The sequence below is a fragment of the Pseudomonas bharatica CSV86 genome (assembly GCF_000319305.2).
Lineage (GTDB): Bacteria > Pseudomonadota > Gammaproteobacteria > Pseudomonadales > Pseudomonadaceae > Aquipseudomonas > Aquipseudomonas bharatica.
Window position 1 is genome coordinate 508,175 of the sequence record NZ_AMWJ02000001.1, and the last position, 21,225, is coordinate 529,399.

The window sequence follows — 21,225 nt, forward strand, 5'->3', positions numbered from 1 at the left end:
GATTCCCGTGGGAGCTGGCTTGCCAGCGATGAGGACCTCGAGGTCACTTGCCAGGCACCAGCGTCAGCCGCTTGCTGCCAAACACCCGCTCATGGTTCTGCCCCTGCAACGGCACGCTCTGGTACTGCCCGCGGAACCAGCCGTCCAGCCCGTTGAATTGCGGGCTTGCCGGGTTCCCCGATTGCCCGGCGCTGGTCAGTACCTGCAACGGCTCGGCCTGGCCGAAGTCCACCACCATGCGTATCGACGAAGGCAACGAGGCCTTGAAGTCCTGGCCCCAGGCATACCCCGACGGATTCAGCGTGCTGTGGTCGCCGCCGGTTGCCTGGGCCCGACGCTCGATGTTGTCGCCAATGCCGAGCAGGTTCGCCGTCGGCCATTGGTACTGGTGCAGGCGTCCCCATTGCCAGGTACGGCGGTCCGCGCCCATCTGCCGTTCGCCTTCACTGATCGCCGCGGCAAGGCTGCGGGCCAGGATCGTCGGTTTGTCTTCTTTTGCCGGGGTGTTGCGGTCATCCCAGAACGGGCTGTCGTCCCGGCCCAGCAGGTGATCGGCCTGCGCCGAGTAGGAGGATCGCGCGGTGCTGACGAACGCCTGCCAGGCCGGGCCCGACTCCGGGCCCAGTTCGTCGAGGAAGATGGCCTTGGTGCTTTCCTGCAGGAACAGCTCGTAGATCGCGGCATCGGTAGAGGTCTGGCTAAGACGTCCATCGAAAGCCATCAACCGGGTATAGGCCTCGCGGGCCCTGGCCTTGTGCTCCGGCGGCAGGGCCTCGATGGCCTTTTTCAGCGGCTGGGCCATGCCCGGGGCTTCGAACATCGCCTTGAGCCTGGCGGCGAACAGCGTGATCTGGTCGTTCTGCATGGCGATCAGGCTGCGACCGTCATGCTTGCCATTGCCGGCCAGTTGCGCCAGGCGCTCGGCCCGCTCCGGATAGGACCAACTGCTGGACAACTGCATGCCGTAGCCCTTGGGGGCGCTGCGCTGGTTGGCGGTACCGAGCCAGCCCTGCATCGGGTCCTGGTCGTAGGGGTGCAGCATCGGGTCGGCGTAACCGTCCCAGTCGTAGCGGCTTTCCCAGCCCGGCGACGGCACCAGGCCTTGGCCTTCGCGACGGTTCGGATAGCGTCCGGTGACCTGCCAGCCAATGTTGCTGGCGTCGGCGAAGATCATGTTCAACGCCGCCGCACCGATCTCGCGGCTGGCTTCGGAGGCCCGCTCGACATTGCGCGCGCGGCTCAGGTCGAACAGCGCATCGAGGCTGCGATCGCCCTTGAGGTCGGGCATTTTCAGGGCCAGGCCAAGGCCGCCCTGGGCGCCCGTGAGCAGCGTGCCGTGGCCGGTTTCGTAGATGACCTCGCGCAGCGGGCTGCGGCCCTTGATGATGTAGGTCTCGTTGCGCGCGCGCGCCGGCTGCCAGCGGCCGTCCACTTCGTAGCTCAATTGGTTGCCGCTGCGACGCAGTTTCTCCAGGTACAGGTCCTGGTTGTCGCCCATTACCGCACTGCTGCTCCAGGCCAGCGCGCCGTTGAAACCGGAGAGCACGAACGGCAGGCCCGGCAGGGTGAAGCCGGCGGCCTGGTACTTGCCGGTGCGAATCTGCACCGGGCTCAGCACCCAGGCGCCCTGGCTGTCGGCGGCCAGCAGGCTCTTGCCGCTGCGGCTGCGCTGCGGGGCGATGGCCCAGTTGGCTGAATTGCCGCTGCCGAGCACATTGAAGGCGGCCAGTTGCGCACTGACGGCGCTCACCGAGGCCAGGCCGGGCAACTGGCTGGCGAGGTTGAGGCCCTTGAGCTTGTCTGCCTCGGCCTCGGCCAGCGGTTCGTCCGGGTAGGTCGGCAGTAGCCATGCCAGTTTGTCGGCGCCGACTTTCTGCGCCAGGGTCAGGGCCGCCAGTTCTTCCTGCAGGTTCACCGACTGGCTGAAGCTGTACAGGGCGAAGACCAGCGCCGAGTCCTCGGCCTTCCAGTATTCCGGGCGATAGTCGGCAATCGGCGAAGGCAGTTTTTCGCGGTAACGGAACAGGTAGGCGTTGACGCCCCGGGCATACACCTCGAAGAAGCGCTTCACCCGTGGCGAGGCGTCGGCGTAGAGCTGGCTGGCGCTCTGCCGCAGGTTTGCCGCGCGCATGAAGCGATCGGCATCCAGGGCGTCGGCGCCGGCCATCTCGGCCAGGCGTCCCTGGGCCAGCAGGCGCATGGCCAGCATCTGCCCGATGCGGTCCGAGGCATGCACATAGCCGAGGCTGAACAGGGCGTCATGGAAGGAGCTGCTTTCGATCAGCGGCAGGCCCTGGGCGCTGCGCCGTACCGACACGTTGTTCGCCAGGCCCTTGAGCGGTTGCACGCCGACGCTGGGCGGCACGCTGTCGCGGACATTGCCCATCTGGCAACCGCCGAGGCTTAGCAGGCCGAGCGCGGCCGCAGCGACGCCGAAGCGCAGACGTGAAAGGGGAAAGGCTGGCGAGGCCATGGCGAAGCTCCTGCATGCAAGGGGAAGGCTGGCGGCGAAAGGCGCTACGTTAGTGAGCGCGCCAGCGCCATGCAAGCAGGGGCGCGGGCTTTATTTGCAAAGCCGCGCGCCGGCCATGTGAGCTTATTTCTGCGGCGGGTTGATCTTCTCCACCAGGGCGTAGGCGCGCTGGGTCGCCGGACGCGCCTGAATACCTTCGAACCAGGCCTTCAGGTGGGGGAAATCGTCGAGATTCTGCTCCTGCCACTTGTGCGAAACGATCCACGGATAGATCGCCATATCGGCGATGCTGTAGGCCTCTCCGGCGACGAACGGTCGGTCGGCCAGGCGCTTGTTCAGCACGCCGTACAGGCGCGCGGTCTCGTCGACGTAGCGCTTGATCGCGTAGGGGATCTTTTCCGGCGCGAAACGGTTGAAATGGTGGTTCTGCCCGGCCATCGGGCCGAGCCCGCCCATCTGCCAGAACAGCCATTGCAGGACTTCCTGGCGGCCGCGCAGATCCTGGGGAATGAATTTCCCGGTTTTCTCGGCGAGGTAGAGCAGGATGGCCCCGGATTCGAACAGCGACAATGGCTGGCCGTCCGCCGTGTCGTGGTCGACGATGGCCGGGATGCGGTTGTTGGGGGCGATTTTCAGGAAGTCGGCGGCGAATTGCTCGCCCTTGCCGATGTTGATCGGGTGGATCCGGTAGGGAAGGCCGGTCTCCTCAAGGAACAGGCTGATCTTGTGGCCGTTGGGGGTGGTCCAGTAGTACAGATCGATCATGAGGCGCTCCGTCAGTCTGCTGCGCTCCAGCGCAGCGGTGGGCGTCATGGATACCACAAAGCCCGACCGCTGTTACAGACTTGGCTTTGTACGATAAATGCCTGCGCGACGATCATGCTGCGTTGAAAACAGGCTCGGAATGCTCATTTGCAACCAGCAAACTCCGCTTCCTCGCCTGTTTTCGCCTTGCCTGATCGCCGCGCAGTCACTTCTCGTACAAAGCCACCAAACTCAGGCGCCGTGGCACTTCTTGAATTTCTTCTCGCTGCCGCACGGGCAAGGATCGTTGCGACCGACGTCCTTCAGGGCGTTGCGCACCGGCTCCTGGTGGCCGTGGTTGCAGTGCGGGCCATGTACATGGCCGTGGTCGTGGTGGTGATCGTGGTAGTGGTCGTGGTTGCAGTCTGGGCCGTGGACGTGGGGTTGCTGGTTCATTGCAGGTTACTCCGGGAAAAAATCGCCGGGGATTATCTCACCACTGCGCGCCAAGTGCAGGTCGCGGGCGAAGAATAATCCGGTGCGCAGCGTGCCCTCGAGGCGGTAATGCAGGGGCGTGTGCTGGCGCAGCATCTTCGCCACCGGCCTGGCGTGCTTCCACAGGTTGGTACGCACCTCGACCTTGAAGATCCGGCTGCCATTGGCATCGACCCGCAACCACTGGCCGTCGTCGCCTTCGGCCAGCAGCATGTCGTTGAGGCGTACGGCATAGCTCAGGCCGCGAACCTGCAGGGTGCTGTCGTTGGGGTTATCGATACGCAGGTGAAGGATGAAATGCTGCTGCAGCAGGCGCGCCTTCACCGTTTCGATCTTGACCAGGTGCACTTGCGGTTCGCGCCAGTCGCTGTCGAACCAGCTGGCGCAACCGCCCAGGCCCAGCAGCAGGCTGAACAGCAGCAGGCGCGCCAGCATCGCCATGCTCAGTTACCGACGTAACTCGAACAGCATTTCTTGAACTTCTGCCCGCTGGCGCAGGGGCAGGCGTCGTTGCGCCCGGCCTTGAGGCCCACGGTCGGGTCGATGAAATACCAGCGGCCCTGGTTCTGCACGAAGGCCGAGCGCTCACGGTGGCTGTGTTCACCGTCCAGGTCGTGCCAGCGCGCGGTGAAGGTAACGAAGGCATGCTCGGGCTGGCCGCCGAACACCTCGGCCGATTCAACCTCGAGTCCCAGCCAGGTGCTTTGGGCGCTCCACGCGGCGATGGCGGCGCGGTCGAGCCCGGCCTGCTGCACCGGCAGGGTGGTAGCCACCAGGTAATCGACCAGGCCCAGCACATAGGCGCTGTAGCGCGAGCGCATCAGGGCCTGGGCGTCGGGAGCCGGATGCCCGGCGTGATAATGCCCGCAGCAGGCGTCCAGCAGGTTGCCGCTGCCGCAGGGACAAACCGAAACGCTCATCGTGTCACCACCAGTACTTGCCGAAATTTTGCGGGTTGGCCCAGAACTTGGCGTTGAGCCAATCCGGGACCTGCTTGTAGTCGCGCACGTCGTAGGTGAACAGGTCGAGCACCTGCTCGTCGCGGCGGAAACGCTCGCTGGCCTGCAAGGCCAGGGAATAGAAGTCGCGGTCTTCCCATTGGCTGGCGCCCTTGTCGGCGAGCACGGCGATACGACTGGCATTGAGATTGCGGATGCCGCCCAGCAGTTGCAGGCCGTCGCGTTTCTCCAGGTGCTCCAGGCAATCCACCAGCAACGCCAGGTCGTAGCGCTTGCCGGCCAGTTCTGCCGGCAGCGGGCCGGGGCTGGCGATATCGATGCTGGCTCGCGGATGCGCTGCGGCGAAGGCGTCGAGTGCAGGGAAGGACGCACCCACCAGCAGCACACTGTGCGGGGCGTAGTGATCCAGCAGCGCCGCCAGGGCCTGTTGCGGCGTGCGCGAAGAAAAACTCTCGGTCATCGAAGATCCTCGTCTGTTCCGCCAAGCCTAGCGGGCAAAGGCTTTCGCGTCATGGCTTATTGCTGGCGGAGATGGAATCGGCGGTCTTTACTCCCAGAGCAGCGGTACCGCAAGGCACATTTCCCATGGAGAAGCAACAGATGAGCATAGTTCGCACAGCTTTACCTCTGGTTCTGCTAACCAGCGTACTGACTGGTTGTGCAGGTCTGCAAAAGACCGACTGGCCGAAATGCGCGGCGGTCGGGGGTGTCGGCGGTGCCGCGTTGGGCGCCATTGAAAGCAGCAGTTGGGCGGGTTGGGGCGCGCTGGTGGGCGGCTCGATGGCGGCTGCGTATTGCTGGGTGCATGGTGATGGCGATGAAGACGGCGATGGCGTACCGGACAGCCGCGACAAGTGCCCGGGCACGCCGCGTGGCACTCCGGTGGATGCCACCGGTTGCCCGCTGGCTCCGCCCGCACCGCCTGTGGTCGAGGAAGTGGTGGTGGTGAAGGAGGAAACCATCGTCATCCGCGATGTGCACTTCGCCTTCGACTCCGACAAGCTGACCGCTGCCGACAAGTCGCGCCTGAACACCATCGCCGAACGCCTGCGGGCAGAGAAAGAGGGTGTGCAACTGACCGTGACCGGACATACCGACAGTGTCGGCTCCGATGCCTACAACCAGCGGCTGTCGGACAAACGTGCCCACTCGGTGGTTCGCTACCTGGTGGAAAGCGGAGTGCCGCAGGGTTACTTCGTTTCGGTCAGCGGCGCAGGTGAAAGCCAGCCGGTCGCCGATAACAAAACTGCGGAAGGCCGGGCCATGAACCGCCGTACCGAGATCAAGATCCAGCGTTGATGTCCCGCGGCCCGTGGCTTGAGAACTGCCACGGGCCGGTCTTTACTCCTGTGTGCCGGTAATGGCCGGTAACACAGGAGGCATTTCCCCATGAACGCACTCACCAAGGCCGCGCTTCCGGTGTTACTGGCAGCCGGCCTGCTTTCAGGTTGTGCAACCCACAGCGACGGCAGCGCTCCGCTCAATCAACGTACCTGGCCGATCTGCAGCCTGCTGGGCGGGCTGGTCGGTGGCGGTCTCGGCGCCATCGAAAGTTCGGCCTGGGCCGGTGGTGGCGCGGCGGCCGGTGCCATTGCCGGTGGCTTGATCTGTTTTGTCCAGGATGGCGACCAGGACGGTGACGGGGTCTTCGACCGCCGCGACCGTTGCCCGGATACGCCGGCCAACACCCCAGTCAGCCACAACGGCTGCCCGTTGCCGCAGTACCCGCCTGCGCAGAAGGTCGCCGAGCCTGAACCGCCGCAGCCCGAGGTGATTACCCTGAGCGACCAGGGCAACGTGCTGTTCGCCTTCGATTCCGCCGAACTGACCCCGGCGGCCCGGCAGCAACTGCAAGGGCTGGTGGAAAGATTGAGCGGTGCGCAGGTCCTGAGTATCCGGGTGGTCGGGCATACCGACAGCAAGGGCACCGATGCCTACAACCAGGCGCTCTCCGAACGGCGTGCCGGGGCGGTGGCGACCTGGCTGATAAACGAGGGCATTGCGCCGCAGAAAGTCACCAGCATGGGCCGTGGCGAAAGCGAGCCGGTGGCCGACAACGAAACCGACGAAGGGCGTGCGCAGAATCGCCGGGTCGAGCTGCATCTGAATTGATCCGGCAACGCTGGCGGTCCGTTTGCGCACGGGCCGCCACGGTTTGAGGAGAACGACGGATGAAAACACTGCTGGGCCTGTTCAAGGTCCTGACCGTGCTGTTCTGGTGGGTGGTGCTGGCCAATCTGCTGATGCCGGCGGAGAAACCCTTCCATCAGTTGATCAACCTGGCGGGCGCCGCCCTGCTGGGCTTGCACCTGCTGGAAGTGCTGTTCTATAACGGTCGCCTGCGCGAGCGCAGCCACCGTTGGTTCGACCGCTTGCAGATCCTCCTGGTGGGCATCTTCCATATCCTCTCCATTCCCGCACCCAAGGAAGTACCGCATGCGTAAGCTGTTGCTGTTGACTGCGATGTTCAGCCCGCTGGCCCTGGCCGGTTCACTGAACGTCGAGCCCCACTCGGTGTTGCGCCTGGCGGGCAAGGCCGGCGTGGTGCATCTGGAGCGGCTCGAGGTGGCGGACTCGGCCACCCTGGTCCTGCCGGCCAGCCTGGTGGAGCTCAAGGTCGACCAACTGCACCTGGGACGTGACGCGCGGATTTCCGTGGTGCCGGCCGATGAAACCTTGCGCATCGCGGTGGAGCGGGCGCAACTGGATGAAGGCAGCCTGATTACCGCCACCGGCATGGCCGGTACCTATGAGCGCGCCGCCAGGCCGGGGCGCAACCTCGATCTGCGCTTGCAGCAGTTGCAGGCGCCCGTACTGGCCATCGACGCCCGGGGCGGCGCCGGAGCGCCGGGGTATGTCGGGCTGGATGGCGCCAATGGCAAGGCCGGCGGCTGCACCTGGGGTTCGGCCAGTCGCGGGGCGAATGGCGACAACGGTGGCGACGGCCACGACGGCTCGGCCGGTGGCCGGGTGCGCCTGGCATTGCCGGCGGATTATCCGGCCGAACAGATCAAGGTGCGGCTTGAAGGTGGGGCGCCGGGCAAGGCCGGTGCAGCGGGCAAAGCCGGGCAGGGTGGGGCGAGCAAGGGCTGCCTGGTGTATCGCACCGAGGCCGGGGCCGATGGCCGGCCCGGGCTGGAAGGGCAGCCTGGGATGGCTGGGGCTGCTGGCGAGTTGAGTGTTCAGCGCCTCTGAATCTTCTTTGTTCTTCAGGGCCTCATCGCTGGCAAGCCAGCTCCCACAGGGAGCTGGCTTGCCAGCGATGAGGCCCTCGAAGTCAGAAGGAAAGCCGGGTAGCTGCCACCAATACCACGGCAATCCCCAACAGCAGATTGATCCCCACCATCTTCCTGATTTTTCCCAGTACGGCAGCGCCCGCTGCCCAGTCCCCGGCCTCCACTGCCTTGCGCATTTCCGGTAGCAGCAGGCTCTGGATGCGCATGAACAGCGCGAACATCGCGATGCCGCCGCCAATCATCACCTGCACATGCCGCGGCGCGGTGTCGAGGGTGCCGAAGTGCATATGCAACATCCCGACACCACTGACTGCCAGAACCAGGATCGCGATCCATACCCAGCTGAAGAACCGGGAAAACACTTCCAGCCACAATTGCAAGCGGGCCGGGCCCTCCAGCACCGTGGCGGCCGCCGGACGCAAGACCATCCAGGCGAAGAACATGCCGCCGACCCACACCAGGGCGGCCAGCACATGCAGGCTATAAGGAAGGGCAAAGGCGGTCATCGGGCACTCCATTCAGCGCAAAGGGAAATTGGCGGGTATGATAGCCCGCTCATTCGAAACACTGAAAATATATCCAGCCCTTCGCGGGCGCCCGAGACCATGATCAGCAACGAACTCAAGTCCCAGATTCAGGGCGCCTATTCGCGTTTCCTCGAGGCCAAGGGCCTCAAGCCTCGCTATGGCCAGCGCCTGATGATCGCCGAAGTGGCCAAGGTCCTCGGCGACATCGATTGCGATGACGAAGGCCGGCGCAGCGGCGAACCGGCGGTGGTGGCGGTGGAAGCCGGTACCGGTACCGGCAAGACCGTGGCCTACAGCCTCGCCTCGATTCCCGCGGCCAAGGCTGCCGGCAAGCGCCTGGTGATCGCCACCGCTACCGTCGCCCTGCAGGAACAGATCGTCTTCAAGGATTTGCCCGACCTCATGCGCAACAGCGGCCTGAACTTCAGCTTCGCCCTGGCCAAGGGCCGAGGCCGCTACCTGTGCCTGTCGAAACTCGACCTGCTGCTCCAGGAAGGCCATGCGCAAAGCGCCACGGCCCAGCTTTTCGAGGAAGAAGGCTTCAGGATCGAGGTGGACGAAGCCAGCCAGAAACTCTTCAACAGCATGATCGAGAAGCTGGCCGGCAACCGTTGGGACGGTGACCGCGACAGTTGGCCCACCGCCCTGGAAGACCAGGACTGGGCACGGGTGACCACCGACCATAGCCAGTGCACCGGACGCCACTGCCCGAACTTCGGCCAGTGCACCTTCTACAAGGCTCGCGAAGGCATGGGCAAGGTCGACGTGATCGTCACCAACCACGATATGGTCCTGGCCGACCTGGCCCTGGGCGGCGGTGCAGTGCTGCCGGATCCGCGCGACACCATCTATGTGTTCGACGAAGGTCATCACCTGCCGGACAAGGCCATCGGCCACTTCGCCCACTACAGCCGCCTGCGCTCCACGGCGGACTGGCTGGAGCAGACCGCGAAGAACCTGACCAAGCTGCTGGCGCAGAACCCGTTGCCGGGTGACCTGGGCAAGTACATCGAGCAGGTTCCCGAGCTGGCGCGGGAGATCAAGAACCACCAGCAATTCATGTTCGCCGCTTGCGAGCAGGTCGCCGATTTCCGCCCCGGCGAGGATGCCGAAGGCCGTGAACGCCCGCGTTACCGCTTCATCGGCGGGGTGGTCCCGGAGCATATCCGCGAGATCGGCATCGAGTTGAAGAAGGGCTTCGCCCGCCTCAACGACCTGTTCACCCGCCTGGCCGACCTGCTCAAGGAAGGCATGGATGGCGAGGTCAATATCGGTATTCCCAGCCATCAGGCCGAAGAGTGGTACCCGCTGTTCGGCACCCTGCTGACCCGCGCGGGCAGCAACTGGGAGCTGTGGACCGCCTTCACCGCCGAGGACCCGGAAGACAGCCCGCCCATGGCGCGCTGGCTGACCCTGGCCGAAAGCGGGGCGCTGTTCGATATCGAGGTCAATGCCAGCCCGATCCTTGCGGCCGAGATGCTGCGGCGCAACCTGTGGAATGTCGCCCATGGTGCCCTGGTCACCTCCGCGACCCTCACCGCACTGGGCACGTTCGACCGTTTCCGCATGCGCTCGGGCCTGCCGAAGGCCGCGGTCACGGCGGTGGTACCAAGCCCGTTCCACCACACCGACGCCGGCGTGCTGCGGGTCCCGGACCTGCGCGCCGACCCGCGGGACGCCGCTGCCCACACCGCCGCGATCATCCGTGACCTGCCGGAACTGGTGGAGGGCTCGCGGGGTTCGCTGGTGCTGTTCTCCTCGCGCAAGCAGATGCAGGACGTGTTCGACGGCCTGGACCGCGACTGGCGCCGGCAGGTGTTCATCCAGGGCAACCTGTCCAAGCAGGAAACCCTGAACAAGCATAAGGCACGGGTCGATGACGGCGAGTCCAGCGTACTCTTCGGCCTGGCCAGTTTCGCCGAGGGCGTGGACTTGCCGGGGGCGTACTGCGAGCACGTGGTGATCGCCAAGATTCCTTTCGCCGTGCCTGACGATCCCGTGGAAGCGGCGCTGGCCGAGTGGATCGAAGCGCGGGGAGGCAATCCGTTCATGGAGATCTCCGTGCCGGATGCCTCCTTGAAGCTGATCCAGGCCTGCGGGCGTTTGCTGCGTACCGAGCAGGATCGCGGGACCATCACCTTGCTTGACCGTCGGGTGGTTACCCAGCGCTATGGGAAGGCTATCCTCAATGCGCTGCCGCCGTTCCGTCGGGAAATTTCGTAGTTCTTGAGGGCCTCATCGCTGGTAAGCCAGCTCCCACAGGGACCGCGTGCATCGCAGAACCTGTGGGAGCTGGCTTGCCAGCGATGAGGCCATCAGCCTCCATACAAATCTTTTGCACTTGCCGCTGTCTATCACCGGAACCAAGGCCCCTGAAAAGGCCCCTCAAGGAGAACTCCAGCCCCATGTTGCGCCGTACCCTTCCTGCCGCCTTCCTGCTAGTGCTCAGCCAACCCTTGCTGGCTGCGCAACAGACGCTGTTCAACTTCGTGCGCCCGACCTCGGTGGTCAACGTGGCGACCGAGGATGCCAGCCTGCCGCAGTACAACGCGGAACAGACGGCCGAGGGCGAGGTGCTGCGGCGGGTGGTATTCAACCCGGTGCAGCGGCCCAGCCTGCGCATGAGCCCGCAGTCCGGCCTGTGGGACTGGTCCGCGCAGAAAACCCTGACCCTGCGCCTGCAAAGCGGCATGGACTGGGCCCTGACCCTGAACGTCACTGTGCAGAGCGCCGATGGCAAGACCCTCACCAGCCGCATCGACCTGCCCGCCGGCCCGGCGCAGACCGTGGTCATCCCGCTGCAGGCCGCTTCGCCCTTGAGCCAGGGCATGCGCGCCGGTCCGCCGATGCCGTGGACGTACGAGGGCCAGCGCCTGATCGTTGCCAGCAGCAGCGGCGAGCTGGACCTGAGCCAGGTCAGCGCCATCAGCCTGTCGATGAACCAGCCCAACGTCGCCCAGAGCGTGCTCATCGAGCGGATCAACGTGCAGGATGACGAGCGCCCGCAACAGGCCGCCTATAGCCAGTTGATCGACGGCTACGGCCAATACAGCCGGGGTCGCTGGCCGGAAAAGGTCGCCAGCGACGAACAGCTCAAGGCCGCGGCCGGTAAAGAACAGCAACAACTCAAGAGCTGGCTCGCCGAGCGCGAGAAGCAACCGCTGGACCGCTTCGGCGGCTGGACCGGCGGCCAGACCTTCGATGCCAAGGGCTTCTTCCGCACCGTCAAGCGCGATGGCCGCTGGTACCTGGTGACCCCGGAAGGGCATCCGTTCTACTCGCTGGGCGTCAACGCGGTGAATGACGAACCCGGGCGCACTTATGTCGCCGGTCGCGAAAGCATGTTCAGCGACTTGCCGAAAGCCGACTCGCCGCTGGCCGCCTTCTACGGCGAAGGCAACAACAACGACGGCAATGCCTCGTCGAAAGGCCGCAACTTCAACCAGGGCCGTTGGTTCGACTTCTATGCCGCCAACCTGGAAAGGGCCTACGGCAAGCCGTGTCCGACACCGACAGCAGACGCCAAACCCTGCCCGCCGCCTGTCCTCGACACCGCCCGCTGGCAAGCCCACACCCTCGATCGCCTGCAGGCCTGGGGCTTCAACACCCTTGGCAACTGGAGCGAGTCGAGCCTGGAACAGGCCGAGCGGGTGCCCTACACCCTGCCGCTGGCAATCGTCGGCGATTACGCCAGCATCAGCACCGGCATGGACTGGTGGGGCGCCATGCCCGACCCGTTCGACCCGCGTTTCGCCATGGCTACCGAGCGTGCCGTGGCCATCGCGGCCCGTGATCATCGTGACGACCCGTTCCTGATCGGCTACTTCGCCGACAACGAACTGGCCTGGGCAGCCCCGGGAGATGACCCGAAATCCCGCTATGGCCTGGCCTACGGCACCCTGCGCCTGACCACCGACGTACCGGCCAAGCGCGCTTTCCTCAAGCAGTTGCGCGACAAGTACCGTAACCAGGAAGGCCTGTCCAAGGCCTGGGGTATCCAGCTGACCGCCTGGGAACTGATGGAAGATCCGGGCTTCGAGGCGCCGCTGCCAAGCGCCGAGCACCCGCAGATCGAAGAAGACTTCAAGCACTTCCAGCGCTCCTTCGCCGATGCCTACTTCAAGACCATCTCCGATGCCCTGAAATGGCATGCGCCCAACCATCTGCTGCTGGGCGGTCGTTTCGCCGTGACCACACCGGAAGCGGTGGCGGCCTGCGCCCAGTACTGCGATGTCCTGAGTTTCAACTTCTATACGCCCAAACCCCAGGATGGCTACGACTTCGCCCGCTTGCGCGAGCTGGACAAGCCGGTGCTGGTCTCCGAGTTCCACTTTGGCTCTCGCGATCGCGGGCCGTTCTGGCCGGGGCCGATGGAGGTGGCACGGGAGGAGGACCGCGGGCCGGCTTACGCCGCGTTCCTCAAGGCGGCGCTGGAGGAGCCGGCGATCGTCGGTGTGCACTGGTTCCAGTTCTTCGACCAGCCGGCCAGCGGGCGCCTGCTCGATGGCGAGAATGGTCATTTCGGTCTGGTGGGAATCACCGACGTGCCGTATCAGGGTTTCATCGAACAGGTGCGCAAGGCCAATCTGCAGGTCGGGAAGCAGATCGTGGGTGTGGCGCACAAGCCCGAGGCCGAGCCCGCCAACAAGTAGCACGCAAACCCCCTGTGGGAGCTGGCTTGCCAGCGATGAGGCAGCCATGACAAGGATGTTGTCAGGCCGGGCCCCATCGCTGGCAAGCCAGCTCCCACAGGGACCGCGTCATGCAGCATGAATAGTGGTTATTGTCCGACCCATGTCTGTTCCAAAATCCTTCGCGGGCTGAAACAATGCACGCCACTTTTCAGTCAGCTTCCAGGGGAGTCAACGGGTGCAGATCCAGGGTCATTTCGAACTCAGGTTCGAGGCGGTACGCGAGGCCTTTGCGGCACTTTTCGATGATCCCCAGGAGCGCGGTGCGGCCCTGTGCATCCAGGTCGGTGGCGAGACGGTAGTCGACCTCTGGGCCGGCACGGCCGACAAGGACGGCCATGAGGCCTGGCACAGCGACACTATCGCCAACCTGTTTTCCTGCACCAAAACCTTTGCCGCCGTGACCGCCCTGCAACTGGTGGGCGAGGGCAAGCTGCAACTGGACGCCCCGGTGGCCCGCTACTGGCCCGAGTTCGCCCAGGCCGGCAAGGAATCGGTGACCCTGCGCCAACTGCTCAGCCACCGCGCGGGCCTTCCGGCGATCCGCGAACTGCTTCCCGCCGAAGCCCTCTATGATTGGCAGACCATGGTCGACACCCTGGCCGCCGAAGCCCCTTGGTGGGAGCCGGGGACCGCGCATGGCTATGCGGCGATCACCTATGGCTGGCTGGTCGGTGAACTGATCCGCCGTGCCGATGGCCGTGGCCCTGGCGAGTCCATCGTCGCCCGCACTGCCAGGCCCCTGGGGCTGGATTTCCACATCGGCCTGGACGATGCCGAATTCCACCGCGTCGCCCATATTGCCCGGGGCAAGGGCAACCTGGGCGATGCAGCGGCGCAGCGCCTGCTCAAGGTCACCATGAGCGAACCCCAGGCCCTGTCGACCCGGGCCTTCACCAATCCCCCGGCGATCCTCACCAGCACCAACAAGCCCGAGTGGCGGCGCATGCAGCAGCCGGCGGCCAATGGTCATGGCAATGCCCGCAGCCTGGCCGGTTTCTACGCCGGTCTTCTGGACGGCACCCTGCTGGAGTCGGAACTGCTCGACGAATTGACCCGCGAACACAGCCTTGGCGACGACAGGACCCTCCTGACCCAGACCCGTTTCGGCCTCGGTTGCATGCTCGACCAGCCCACCGTGGCCAACGCCACCTTCGGCCTTGGCGCTCGCGCCTTCGGGCACCCCGGGGCGGGCGGTTCGGTAGGTTTCGCCGATCCGGAACATGACGTTGCCTTCGGGTTCGTCACCAATACCCTGGGCCCCTACATCCTCATGGACCCTCGCGCGCAGAAACTGGTGCGGGTTCTCGCCGACTGCCTTTGATCGGGTGCCACTGTACTCGCGGGCACGGTTGGCTATTCTGTGACCAGCTCTTTTCTATTTTTCCTTCATTTTCATGGTGTATCGCTGATGTCTTCACATAAAACCTTAGCTCTCGCCCTGTGCCTGGCCATCACTGGCTGCGCCCAGAACCCCCAGAAAGGCGCTGCGGACAGTGGCCACGGCTGGTGGCCGTTCGGCTCGGACAAAGTGGCTGACCAGGAAGTGAAGGAAGCGGTGCAGGAGAAGGTCGCCAGGTCCGAGGCCAAGGCCGAAGCCAAGTCCGAGGGCGGCAACTGGTGGTGGCCGTTCGGCGGCAGCGATGACAAACCTGCGGACAAGGTCGCTGCGGTACCCAAGGTCGACGTCAAGGCCACCCAGGCCTGGCTGGATAATTACGAGCCGAAGGTGCGCGAGGCGATCAAGGACAGCAAGCTGGAGCTGGAGCGCCGCGAAGACGTGCTGGTGGTGACCTTGCCGGTGGACAGCGGCTACAACCCGGACCGTCCGGCCATGCTCCTGCCGATCAGCCTCGGCCCGATCACCAAGGTGGCCAAGGTAATCGAAACCGATCCGAAAACCGCTGTGCTGATCCTCGGCCATGCCGACAGCAGTGGCGCTGCCGCCACTAACCAGAAACTCAGCCTGGAGCGCGCCGCATCGGTGTCGGCGATCTTCCGTCTCAGCGGCCTGCAGCGTGACCGCCTGACCCTGCGCGGGATGGGCTCGGTCGCTCCGCGTGCGGCCAACGACAGCCTCCAGGGCCGCTCCCTGAACCGCCGCGTGGAAATGATCCTGACCCCGCAAGAGACGATGGTCGCCCTGGTGGCCAAGTATAAGCAACCGACCCCAAGCCCGGCTGAGCTGGTCGCGGTGCAGGACGTCAAGCCGGCCGCCGCTGCCGCCAAGCCTGCTGCAAAACCGGCGGCCAAGGCTGCCGCGAAAGCCCCGGCCAAGGCCACCACGGCGAAGAAAACCGCCCCGGCGAAAACCGCCGCGGCCACTAAAAAAGCGGCTCCAGCCAAAGCGGCTGCGAAAAAAGCCGAGCCTGCCGCCAAGAAGGTGGCAGTCAACAACAGCCCTGCGAAGACCAACTGATCCTCAAGGAACGCTGTAGATGACCCAGACACTGGCTGATATGCGCCGTGACTACACCCGTGACGGCCTGGCCGAGGCGCAAGCCCCGGCCGAGCCGTTCGCCCTGTTCCACCAGTGGTTCGCCGACGCGGTGAAAACCGAGCAGGCGCCGGTGGAAGCCAACGCCATGACCCTGGCCACCGTCGATGCCGACGGCCGGCCGCATTGCCGTGTTCTGCTGCTCAAAGGCCTGGACGAACACGGTTTCACCTTCTTCACCAACTACGAGAGCGCCAAGGGCCAGCATCTGCTGGCCAACCCGTTCGCCGCCATGACCTTTTTCTGGCCGGCGTTGGAGCGGCAGGTGCGTATCGAAGGACGGGTGGTGAAGGTGTCGGCGCAGGAGTCAGACGCGTATTTCCAGGTACGCCCCCTGGGCAGTCGCCTGGGCGCCTGGGCGTCGCCGCAGAGCCGGGTGATCGCCGACCGTGGCGAGCTTGAAGCCCTGCTCAAGGCTACCGAGCAGCGCTTCAGCGATACCCAGCCGCACTGCCCGGAGCATTGGGGGGGTTACCGGCTGCTGCCGGAGCGCATCGAGTTCTGGCAGGGGCGCGCCAGCCGTCTGCACGACCGCCTGAATTACCGCCTGGAGCAGGGCAACTGGCTGCGTGAGCGCCTGGCTCCTTAACCGGCGTAGTTGGCGGCCTCGCGTTCCAGCCAGGCCGCCAGTTCCTTTCGCTTGACCTTTTGCGCTCTTGCGGCATCCAACCTTTGCAGCATGAATGCGCGCTTGTTTTCGTCCTTGCCGGCAAAGGACAGCGCCAGGTCACGATCGGTCCATCGTCTGATCCGCACATAGAGCCAGCCATGAAAATACAGGCCGGCCAGGGTGGTGATGGCGATGATGAAGTAATCCATGTCTATTCTTCCTGCAGGTTGTCTGACGGTTCCGACCGAATGCCCCTGTACCGGAGCTGAATGAAAGCAATTTTATCCATCGCACGTCGTGACAGTCGTCAACGCGCGCAGTCTAATGGGCACCTGTCTTAAGGAGTGATTCCTATGCGTAAATCTGTACTGCTGGTCGCATCGTTCACCACGATGTCGCTGTTGCTGGGCGGTTGTGCCTCGAACCTGTCCGGTGATTCCTATTCCCGTGACGAGGCGCGCCGCGTGCAGACCGTGCGCATGGGCACCATCGAATCCCTGCGCCCGGTCAAGATCGAAGGCACCAAGACGCCAATCGGCGGTGGTGCAGGTGCGGTGGTCGGCGGGGTTGCCGGTAGCGCCATCGGTGGCGGCCGCGGCAGTATCGTCGCCGCTGTGATCGGTGCGGTTGCCGGTGGTCTGGCCGGCTCTGCCGCCGAAGAAGGTCTGACCCGTACCCAGGGCGTGGAAATCACCGTGCGCGAAGACGACGGCAGCATGCGTGCCTATGTGCAGCAGGTTCAGGAAAACGAGATTTTCCGGGTCGGCGAGCGCGTGCGCATCATGACCGTAAACGGCACCAGCCGCGTCAGTCACTAAGGCTTGCGGCAAAAGAAAACCCCGGTCGGCTTGAGCCGCTCGGGGTTTTTTTACGACTCTCGATCGTCAGCTGGTTGGCTGTTTCGGACTGGAGAGGGCGGTGATGGTGTAGCCGATGATGGCCGCAAGGACCGAACCGGTGAGGATACCCATGCGGTCCATGCCCACGTACTCGCTGGCGCCGGGGACGAAGGCCAGGGAGCCGACGAACAGGCTCATGGTGAAGCCGATGCCGCAGAGAATCGCCACGCCGAGGACCTGCCCCCAGTTGGCCCCGGCCGGCAGGGCGGCCAGGCCCAGCTTGATGGCGATCCAGGTCAGGCCGAACACCCCGATGGTCTTGCCCGCCAGCAGGCCCACGGCAATGCCCATGGGCACGGCGTGGGTAAAGCTTTCAAGAGTCACCCCGGCGAGGGACACGCCGGCGTTGGCGAAGGCGAACAAGGGCAGGATGCCGAAGGCCACCCACGGGTGCAGGGCGTGTTCCAGGGTGAGCAGGGGCGAGGTTTCGGCATTGCGCGTGCGCAACGGGATGCACAACGCCAGGGTGACGCCCGCCAGGGTTGCATGCACGCCACTCTTGAGTACGCAGACCCAGAGGACAAGGCCGATCACCAGGTACGGACCTAACTTGACCACGCCGAGGCGGTTCATCGCGATCAGTGCGGCGATGCAGGCGGCTGCCAGCATCAGCGAGAGGGTCGACAGGGCACCGGAATAGAACAGGGCGATGATGATGATCGCGCCGAGGTCGTCGATGATCGCCAGGGTCATCAGGAACAGCTTCAGCGACACCGGCACGCGCTTGCCGAGCAGCGCCAGCACGCCGAGGGCGAAGGCGATGTCGGTGGCGGTGGGGATGGCCCAGCCGGCGATCGCGGCGGGGTTGTCGCGGTTCATGAACCAGTAGATCAGGGCTGGCACCAGCATGCCGCCAAGGGCTGCCGCGCCGGGCAGGACCACCTGGGACGGCTTGGACAGATGCCCCTCGACCAGCTCGCGCTTGACCTCCAGGCCGATGAGCAGGAAGAACAGCGCCATCAGGCCGTCGTTGATCCACAGCAGCAGCGGCTTGGCGATGCTCAGGGCACCCACCTGCACGGCCACCGGTACCTCCAGCAGGCCGTTGTAGAGCCAGGACAGCGGCGAGTTGTTGACGATAAGGGCCAGCACCGCAGCGGCGATCAGCAGCAGGCCGCTGGCGGCTTCGAGCTGGAAGAACCGGGTGAATGTGCTACGTAGAGGCAAGGTCGCTCCTCCATCGAATGACAAAAAGGTCGAACACCCTAACCCGTTGTGATATTCATTAAAATAAAAACTATATTCTTTTTTGTTATAAGCTGTTTCAGTGGGGTATACGGATTTAATGGTTGATGGGGCACCTTTACCCCACCAACCTGATACCATTATCAGATGGTTGATAGATCGACTCCGTAGTTGAGTTCCTCTGCGAAGTCCGGCAGTCCGTAACCGATGGTTTTCTTGTAGAAAGGAGAGACCTTCGCAGTCGGTGCCTTCTTCTTGTGCTTCGTGGTGTAGAGCATTCGTGCCCGCATCACCTCGAAGGAGTAACCGCGCCCTTCACGGTTCTTGTCCTTGGCCAGTCGGTTGATGGACTCCGTGTAAGCGTTGGTGACGGGCATGTCCGTCTCGAAGTAGGTCATGGTCTCTTCGCGCCAGTTTCCCACTGCCCTGACCAGATCGCTCCAGACTTCCTTTTGGCCCTTCGGGATGGTGGCTATCCACTCGTCCAGGGCGGCTTCTGCCTGGAGCCGTGTGGTGGCGTCCCAGATGCCGTAGAAGCGCTCCTTGTGCTCGTAGGCGGCCAGCAGTTGCGGGAACGCGCCTGTCCAGGTCTCCATGATGAGGCGCTCCCGGTCTGAGACTTCGTGAGCGCGTTTCAGCAGGATTTTCCGGTCTCCCTTGAGAGTCCGGCTCTGGGACGGTTTCAGCTCCTTTCTGAGGCCCTTGCGCACTCTCTCTAGGGCATCGTTGGCCATGCGCACCACATGGAACTTATCGACCACGATACGGGCCTGGGGCAGCACAGCCTTGACCGCTGCCCGGTAGGGGTTCCACATGTCCATGCTGACGATCTCGACCTTCTGCCGGTCTTTCAGCTTCATCAGGTAGTTGGTCACCACGTCCTGGCGGCGGGTGGCCAGCAGGTCGAGCAGGGTTCGCTCCTCAATGTTGGTCAGAATGCAGCGGTAGCGCTTGTTCAGGTATAGCTCGTCAATGCCCAGGATGCGGGGCGTCTCGAAGCGGTGCCAGCGCCCCAGGAACTCGGCGCGGGCGTTGAAGATGTCGCGCACCGTCTTCTCGTCCAGGCCGGTCTGTGCCGCCACAAAGGTGTAGGGGTGGTTGAAGGATTCCTTCTCCACGTACTCATGCAGCCGCAGTGTCATACGGAATCCGTCCACCATCTCCGGTAGCTGGGGCCTGAATGTTGTCTTGCAGGCCCGGCAGGTGTATCGGCGGCGGACCACCCAGAGAGTGACCCGCTTGCCGTGGATGGGCAGATCACGATAGGGAACGTCACGCTTGCCGAACCGCACGAACTCACCCTGCACGCCGCACCCCTCGCAGGCTACTGGTGTAGGTGCTTCAAGCCGAAAATGTATGTCTTCATTCTGCTCATCAGAATCCACCAACTGGTACCCAGGAAGGCTTAACGAATTAATCATCTCCCGCCTTGATCAGAAAAACAGGTAGGTGGCGTAACCGGCAATCATCGCCATAGCAAAAATGACTGCTAAAAACGCCGCTAAAAGCTTCAGCGTGAACAAAGAGCGCAACAGAATGAGCTCAGTCAGGCTGGCTCCGGCACTGCCGATGATCAACGCTAGCACCGTCCCGGCACCCACGCCTTTGGCCATCAGAGCCGCTGCCAGAGGTATGACGGCTTCAGCGCGAATATACAACGGCACGCCGATGACAGCGGCAACTGGAATGGCAAAGGGATTATCTGGGCCTGCATACTGCTCCAATAAGTCAGTGGGCATGAAACCATAGATCACGCTGCCAATCGCAATACCGATGAGCAGGTAAGGCAACACATCGATAAAGTCCGACCAAGCTTCCCGCCACACACCACTGTACTTCCCTTCTTTCTTAACCGTGACAGTGGGTTGACTGTCACAGCATTCGCTAGACGTAGAGACTGTTGTCTTCCTATCAGCCCCGCAAGAAGCCGTCTTCGGAGTGGTGTCGCAGCTGTTGGTGCCGCAACTCGATGCGGTCGATGTAGCACTGCACGGGCTTGCTGATGAACTACATCCACTGCTCTCTTGTGTCGCCGTCCGGCGCACATAACGCTCGAAGCCAAGCGTGTGAAGCAGCCATCCGGCACCTACCGCGACCACCAAAGCGGCGAGCACATAGATAGCAGTAAGTGTCCATCCAAACGTGGCAACCAGCAGGCCGACGACGATAGGATTCAGCAACGGAGATGAGAAAAGAAACACCATCATCGGCCCAAAACCGGCCCGTGCCCGAATCAACCCTTTCAACATGGGGATAGTCGAGCAACTACAGAAGGGCGTTATAGCTCCTAAACCAGCAGCAAGAAAATAGCCTCGCTTCCCACTGGAAGTCAGTAACGCTTCCACCTTGGATGGTGGGATGTGACGTTGAAGAACTCCGACCAGCAAGCTAATGCCAATGAATAAAACCGATAGCTCGATAGCGAGAAAGGCGAACATGCCTAGAGCGTCTTGGAGTTGAGATGACATTCAATATTACTCCTATATTTCTAGTATTGTCGAAATGATGTACGCAGCCTACTTGCGTTTATCCGACCTGTCAACTATAATTCTAGAAACATCGAATTATTGGGGCGTGCTATGGATCACGAAAAGGTTGCAGCCAGCTTAGCTGAGCTAGGGAATAGTCACCGACTGTCCGTGTTCCGCTTTCTGGTCAAAGCTGGCCATGATGGGGCTTCGGTCGGAGATATCCAGAAGGGGCTGGGTATTCCTGCTTCGACGCTATCACATCACCTTGCGCGCATGGCCAAGGTAGGGCTGATCCGGCAGGAGAAACATAGCCGCACGATTGTCTGTATACCCGAGTATGGGCACCTAGAGAATTTGATCGGTTTCTTACAAGAGGAATGTTGTGCAGGTGTCCGGATTGCGCATGAACCAGAACCGCTTTGACGCTTGCCCAGCTCT

22 protein-coding genes are annotated in these 21,225 nt (G+C 63.5%); 11 read left to right on the forward strand and 11 right to left on the reverse strand.

Going from position 1 to position 21,225, the window contains the following annotated elements:
- Positions 1-43 precede the first annotated feature (43 nt).
- The 6 genes from CSV86_RS02360 to CSV86_RS02385 form a co-directional block, all read right to left on the reverse strand.
- Positions 44-2,473 (reverse strand): penicillin acylase family protein, encoded by a 2,430-nt coding sequence (locus CSV86_RS02360; protein WP_009394437.1) that lies wholly within the window; start codon positions 2,471-2,473, stop codon positions 44-46.
- 123 nt (positions 2,474-2,596) lie between these two features.
- A complete protein-coding gene (locus CSV86_RS02365; protein ID WP_009394438.1) occupies positions 2,597-3,238 on the reverse strand; it encodes a glutathione binding-like protein in 642 nt (213 codons plus the stop codon).
- Between the two features lie 231 nt (positions 3,239-3,469).
- Entirely contained in the window at positions 3,470-3,673 is a 204-nt protein-coding gene (locus CSV86_RS02370; RefSeq protein ID WP_009394439.1) for an SEC-C metal-binding domain-containing protein, read from the reverse strand.
- A gap of 6 nt (positions 3,674-3,679) precedes the next feature.
- Positions 3,680-4,153 (reverse strand): LEA/WHy family protein, encoded by a 474-nt coding sequence (locus CSV86_RS02375; RefSeq protein WP_170394326.1) that lies wholly within the window; start codon positions 4,151-4,153, stop codon positions 3,680-3,682.
- 2 nt (positions 4,154-4,155) lie between these two features.
- Entirely contained in the window at positions 4,156-4,632 is a 477-nt protein-coding gene (locus tag CSV86_RS02380; RefSeq protein WP_009398572.1) for a YchJ family protein, read from the reverse strand.
- A 4-nt stretch (positions 4,633-4,636) separates the two neighbouring features.
- Complete coding sequence (locus CSV86_RS02385; protein ID WP_009398574.1) at positions 4,637-5,131, reverse strand: DUF6231 family protein; 495 nt, start codon at positions 5,129-5,131, stop codon at positions 4,637-4,639.
- 140 nt (positions 5,132-5,271) lie between these two features.
- Between CSV86_RS02385 and CSV86_RS02390 the strand changes: the two genes are divergently transcribed.
- The 4 genes from CSV86_RS02390 to CSV86_RS02405 all read left to right on the forward strand — a co-directional run bounded on the left by CSV86_RS02390 (position 5,272) and on the right by CSV86_RS02405 (position 7,866).
- Positions 5,272-5,970: a PA1041 family peptidoglycan-binding anchor lipoprotein gene (locus CSV86_RS02390; RefSeq protein WP_037060005.1), complete on the forward strand. Its 699-nt coding sequence runs from the start codon at positions 5,272-5,274 to the stop codon at positions 5,968-5,970.
- A gap of 90 nt (positions 5,971-6,060) precedes the next feature.
- Complete coding sequence (locus CSV86_RS02395; RefSeq protein ID WP_009398579.1) at positions 6,061-6,783, forward strand: PA1041 family peptidoglycan-binding anchor lipoprotein; 723 nt, start codon at positions 6,061-6,063, stop codon at positions 6,781-6,783.
- A gap of 59 nt (positions 6,784-6,842) precedes the next feature.
- Positions 6,843-7,115: a DUF1145 domain-containing protein gene (locus tag CSV86_RS02400; protein ID WP_009398581.1), complete on the forward strand. Its 273-nt coding sequence runs from the start codon at positions 6,843-6,845 to the stop codon at positions 7,113-7,115.
- Positions 7,108-7,866, forward strand: coding sequence for a hypothetical protein (locus CSV86_RS02405; protein ID WP_009398583.1), 759 nt, complete (start codon positions 7,108-7,110; stop codon positions 7,864-7,866). The genes CSV86_RS02400 and CSV86_RS02405 overlap by 8 nt, the downstream gene beginning before the upstream one ends.
- Before the next feature lie 82 nt (positions 7,867-7,948).
- Here the strand turns inward: CSV86_RS02405 and CSV86_RS02410 are convergent, their stop codons facing one another.
- The gene (locus tag CSV86_RS02410) at positions 7,949-8,413 is read right to left on the reverse strand and encodes a CopD family protein (RefSeq protein ID WP_009398585.1); all 465 of its coding nucleotides are present in this window, start codon (positions 8,411-8,413) and stop codon (positions 7,949-7,951) included.
- Between the two features lie 99 nt (positions 8,414-8,512).
- Between CSV86_RS02410 and dinG the strand changes: the two genes are divergently transcribed.
- The 5 genes from dinG (at position 8,513) to pdxH (ending at position 16,211) form a co-directional block, all read left to right on the forward strand.
- Positions 8,513-10,657: an ATP-dependent DNA helicase DinG gene (gene dinG, locus CSV86_RS02415; RefSeq protein ID WP_009398587.1), complete on the forward strand. Its 2,145-nt coding sequence runs from the start codon at positions 8,513-8,515 to the stop codon at positions 10,655-10,657.
- A gap of 182 nt (positions 10,658-10,839) precedes the next feature.
- Positions 10,840-13,086 carry a beta-galactosidase gene (locus CSV86_RS02420; protein ID WP_009398588.1) on the forward strand — a complete coding sequence of 749 codons (2,247 nt, stop codon included), beginning with the start codon at positions 10,840-10,842 and terminating at the stop codon, positions 13,084-13,086.
- Between the two features lie 217 nt (positions 13,087-13,303).
- Positions 13,304-14,449 carry an EstA family serine hydrolase gene (locus CSV86_RS02425; RefSeq protein ID WP_009398589.1) on the forward strand — a complete coding sequence of 382 codons (1,146 nt, stop codon included), beginning with the start codon at positions 13,304-13,306 and terminating at the stop codon, positions 14,447-14,449.
- An 87-nt stretch (positions 14,450-14,536) separates the two neighbouring features.
- Positions 14,537-15,544 (forward strand): OmpA family protein, encoded by a 1,008-nt coding sequence (locus CSV86_RS02430; protein WP_009398590.1) that lies wholly within the window; start codon positions 14,537-14,539, stop codon positions 15,542-15,544.
- A 19-nt stretch (positions 15,545-15,563) separates the two neighbouring features.
- Positions 15,564-16,211, forward strand: coding sequence for a pyridoxamine 5'-phosphate oxidase (pdxH, locus tag CSV86_RS02435; RefSeq protein WP_009398591.1), 648 nt, complete (start codon positions 15,564-15,566; stop codon positions 16,209-16,211).
- Here the strand turns inward: pdxH and CSV86_RS02440 are convergent.
- Positions 16,208-16,441, reverse strand: a complete 234-nt coding sequence (locus CSV86_RS02440; protein ID WP_009398592.1) for a hypothetical protein — start codon at positions 16,439-16,441, stop codon at positions 16,208-16,210. The two genes, pdxH and CSV86_RS02440, sit on opposite strands and share 4 nt — an antisense overlap.
- A 144-nt stretch (positions 16,442-16,585) precedes the next feature.
- On the opposite strand from CSV86_RS02440, the gene CSV86_RS02445 reads away from it, so the two are divergent.
- Entirely contained in the window at positions 16,586-17,050 is a 465-nt protein-coding gene (locus CSV86_RS02445; protein ID WP_009398593.1) for an outer membrane lipoprotein, read from the forward strand.
- A gap of 66 nt (positions 17,051-17,116) precedes the next feature.
- On the opposite strand, the gene nhaA is transcribed toward CSV86_RS02445, so the two are convergent.
- From nhaA to CSV86_RS02460, 3 genes are all read right to left on the reverse strand, one after another.
- Positions 17,117-18,298, reverse strand: coding sequence for a Na+/H+ antiporter NhaA (gene nhaA, locus CSV86_RS02450; RefSeq protein ID WP_009398594.1), 1,182 nt, complete (start codon positions 18,296-18,298; stop codon positions 17,117-17,119).
- A 161-nt stretch (positions 18,299-18,459) separates the two neighbouring features.
- A complete protein-coding gene (locus CSV86_RS02455) occupies positions 18,460-19,737 on the reverse strand; it encodes an ISL3 family transposase (RefSeq protein WP_000610830.1) in 1,278 nt (425 codons plus the stop codon).
- A gap of 12 nt (positions 19,738-19,749) precedes the next feature.
- Complete coding sequence (locus tag CSV86_RS02460) at positions 19,750-20,754, reverse strand: permease (protein ID WP_040363373.1); 1,005 nt, start codon at positions 20,752-20,754, stop codon at positions 19,750-19,752.
- A gap of 141 nt (positions 20,755-20,895) precedes the next feature.
- Between CSV86_RS02460 and CSV86_RS02465 the strand changes: the two genes are divergently transcribed.
- Complete coding sequence (locus tag CSV86_RS02465) at positions 20,896-21,210, forward strand: ArsR/SmtB family transcription factor (protein WP_000349485.1); 315 nt, start codon at positions 20,896-20,898, stop codon at positions 21,208-21,210.
- Positions 21,211-21,225 lie beyond the last annotated feature (15 nt).